The sequence below is a fragment of the Bacteroidota bacterium genome, from assembly GCA_030706565.1.
Classification (GTDB): domain Bacteria; phylum Bacteroidota; class Bacteroidia; order Bacteroidales; family JAUZOH01; genus JAUZOH01.
Genome location: JAUZOH010000340.1, coordinates 1 through 4102, shown reverse-complemented (window position 1 = coordinate 4102; position 4102 = coordinate 1). Strand labels below are relative to the sequence as shown.

Annotated in this window: 2 protein-coding genes; both read right to left on the bottom strand. The window is 40.2% G+C overall.

Features of this window, described 5'->3' with window-relative positions; genetic code table 11:
* Window positions 1–1211 (bottom strand): family 43 glycosylhydrolase (locus Q8907_13695; protein MDP4275324.1); only part of this gene is annotated, 1211 nt, incomplete at its 3' end.
* Window positions 1212–1388: 177 nt separating this feature from the next.
* Window positions 1389–3830, bottom strand: coding sequence for an alpha-L-arabinofuranosidase C-terminal domain-containing protein (locus Q8907_13690; protein ID MDP4275323.1), 2442 nt, complete (start codon window positions 3828–3830; stop codon window positions 1389–1391).
* Window positions 3831–4102: the final 272 nt, after the last annotated feature.

Here is a 4102-nt window from a genome sequence, read left to right as displayed (position 1 = left end):
TTGGCAATAATGGGACCTTTAGGATTATTCAACCTGATCTGTAGAACGCTTCCTGTTTTTGAAAAAGCCCTGACCTTAACCGTCTTAAAGCTTTTTTTAGTAAAATTTACCCGGTTATATTGCACCCAGGCATTTTGGGAATTAAAAACCACCTTCCATCCACCGAAATGATTATACGTATCAAGAAAAGCTATGGATGCTCCCTGAGAGCTGATGCGGCTATACCTGTCGATCTGAATTTTCCCTGAAGCGTCGGTCAAGCCAACTCCCCTAAAAGTAGGTATGACTTTCCGGATTGTTCCATCTGCATTAAAAAATAGACTATCAATCCTGACAGACCTGTTCTTGTCAAATTCCGGGGACAAATCATTATTGTGATAAAAAAGATACCACTGTCCCTTAAAATTAATAACAGACTGGTGGTTAGTCCAGCAGCCGGATGGAGATTCATCCATCATCACTCCGGTAACTTTAAACGGCCCCATGGGATTATTGCTGACCGCATATTCCAACCGCTCAATTTTATTTTGAACATGAGGGTAAGTCAAATAACAAATGCCTTTTCGTTCGAATGCAAAAGGGCCTTCTTTAAGGCCTTTCTCGGGAAGCCCTTCAATTACCTGAGGTTCTGAGGCAAGCTCCGTCATGTTTTCTTTAAGTTTGGCCACATAAATATTCCCCTGAGCCCAGTATAAATAGGCTTGTCCGTCTTTATCAATAAACGGGCAGGGATCTATTCCATGAACATCTTTAATTGGCTCTGCCTGCGGGACAAACGGACCGTAAGGATTATCCGACACTGCCACACCTATTGAAAATCCTCTTCCATATTTGGGATCATTGGCAGGAGCTGGAAAATAGAAATAGTACTTCCCATTTTTGTATATACAATCGGGTGCCCACATGCTATATGCAGTTGAATCAACCCATCCTACCTTATTCTGGCTTACAATAACTCCATGATCAGTCCAATCTGTAAGATTTTCAGAGGAGAACACATGATAATCTTCCATACAAAACCAGTTGGGACGTCCTTTCCCTGCCTTTGCCAAAATATCATGTGAAGGATAAAGGTAGACCTTATTCCCGAATACCCGGGCAGAAGGATCGGCCGAAAACTGGTTGGTAATAATGGGATTTTGAGCCGAAGCGACCTTAATGGACAGCACCAGATATAAAAGAATAACCCAAAATTGTTTGTTATTTTTCATTTATTAATAATTTTTCACTATTAAATTTTGTACTTAAGTTTTATAAAACGCAACTTAGGAACCAAGATACAAATAAAGACTTATCAATCACTGTCTTATATACAATAAAAATCAAATCCTCTTAAAAAGCATTCTTCAGAATAGAGAGGCGAATACTCTTTAAGAAGATTTTTAAAATCATTTACTCGTTTCAGCAGAAGTTGCAAGACGGATAACGGTCAATGAATTTCCGGGAAAGTTGTGTGTCAGGTTTTTTCCTGAGAATTTCACCTTTTCTGTTTTAGGAGAAACCTTATCCGGGTTTTCCAATGTATTTTCATCCAACGGGCTTGCCGAAGTAAGCACTATAGCCTTTCCCGTTCCGTTAAGAGTGCCAGCCCCGTTAAGGTTAATTTGAGCTTTGACGTTACCCGCTGAGGCATTAACCACTTTCAGGATGACATCACCCGATTTATCATCCCGGGAAGCGCTTACGCACAAACCATTTACATTCGAATGATTGTCGGTCACTTCCTGAACAAGTTTTCCATCAATATACCCCTTAACAGAATTACCTTTGATTTCAATTTTTAAATCATACCAGCGGCCTGGCTCAATATTTGCCTTCACACTTTGGGATGTTGTACCGACTTCCAATAAATGGACTGTATTTCCATAACCACCCAGGTCCCAACGAACCCGTTCGCCGTTGTTTTTATGATGGAAATAAATTTGGAAACCATTTTCACCCGAAATTTTGCGGGCCTTGAGTGTAATGGTGTAATCCTTCCAGGATTTATCTCCCACAAAGGCATTAATATTGGTAGCAATGGCAGATTGCCTCAACACGCCATCCTGAACCGACCATTGTCCCCTACCCGTTTTTGTCCAATCATCAATATTTTTAGAAAAATCTGCCTTATATAAAACTTTGCCTCCAGGGGAAAGCACTTCAAGGTCTTTAAATTCAGCAGAATTGTTCCATGTTCCAAGGCCGACACATCCGGTTGAATAAGGAGCCTCGATTACAGGGGCACCTTCAATTTCAACGGGCAATGACACAGTCCCCTGGTTATTTGTAAACATTTGCTGAACATAATAACTGGGAAGTCCAAACCAACGGTAACTGTCGAAATTGATTAAATTAACCGGCCAGGCTTTATGGTTTGCATTGCAAAAAAGAGGAGCATAAGAGCCCATCATCACCACATCGGAATTTCTTTCCATACCTGTCATCCAGGCAGCCTCACCAATAGCCCCGCGAAGATTTCCCCCGCCAGTATTGCTTGTTACAGCATATTCTCCAATAAAGATTTTGGAACCATTCCGGTGGTAGCTGTCATATTTGTTGGCATTCCAAATGAACCAATCCGGATTGTTATAATAATGTTCATCCACGATTTCAGGTACGGGGTCATGAGGATGCCCGCCGGCCCATTCATTGGCAATAAGCTTCATATCCGGATATTTTGCCAAAATTGCTTTTGCAATCAGGGCCCAACGTTCAGCATAAGGAGCCTGTCCATTTTCATTTCCTATTTCAATATATTTAAGATTGAATGGCTGAGGGTGACCGTTTTTAGCACGAAGGCTGCCCCAAACGGAAGTCACCGGTCCATTTGCATATTCTATTGCATCCAGGGCATCCTGTATCCATTGTCCCATTTTATCCAGGGGGACAACTTCCTTATGCGAAATCCCGGCATTTACACAAAATAAGGGTTCTGCGCCAAGGTCTTCAGCCAACTGCAGATATTCATGAAAACCAAATCCGTTTGTAGCATTATATCCCCATATATTCCACAAGGGGGTGCGGGTATCGATATTGCCAATAGTATTTTTCCAGTGATTCATGTGTTCAAAATCATCACCTTCGACCCAACAGCCACCGGGAAAACGCAAGAATTTGGGATGTATTGCATCAAGTGCCTGAGCAAGGTCAACGCGCAAACCATGATCTTTCCAGGTTTTTTCAGGAATAAGAGAAACCATATCAAGGTATAGCTTACCATTACCCTGTCCGGAAATTTCCAGGTGTGCTTTGGGATCGCCGGCCATGGCTGTCAGGGTCAATGAATGGTATTCCCATTTTGAGTTAAAATCGTTTATTTCTCCGGATGCCAGCACATTCTCGTTTTGGTCCACCAAATTTATTTTTAAAGGATTATCAAAACCGTCGGTTGAACGGGCTGCCAATTTGAGGGTATAATTGTCACCTTTGACAATATTCATCCCCCAGTAACCCAAATTAACCAATTTAAAAGTCCCCCCTGCATTGACGCAAAGAGATTTACGATTAAACGGATTAAGAGGAGGTACAGGAGGCCTCGATTGTACATTCGCCGTAATTATTGAGGCGGTACTTTTTCCATCAACACTTAAAAAATTCCAGTTCTGTAAAGTATCCGCATCTTCGAAGGAACGGTTACGGACAAGTTCAGGATAAATACCTCCATCCGTCGAAAGGTTGATATCTTCAAAGAAGATTCCGAAAAGATTGGGAGAAATGGCATGTCCGGGTTTATTAACCTCAACTGTTATTTTAGTCTTGGTTACTTTGGGTGTTTGAGCCAGGATCAATATACTTGATCCCCACAGGCCTAAAAATAAAATACTTAATTGTATTATTTTCCTTTTCATAATTTAATAATTTCAAAAATAAACCTTTACTATTTTGTATGTTGTTAAATTTTAGATGATTACATTTTGATCATTTGTATTACAGTTATTATATCCTATTCATTTTTAAAAATCTTACTGACAATAATCATTATTGTTTAAAACCAGGATTTTCTTAGCTTCAACACAAATTTTCCTCCTTTGGAGAACCTTAAATTACGATAGAGAAAAACAAATCTTCCCTTTAAAATCAATAATCTCAGGGTGATTCATAAAACCATTGATCACATTGT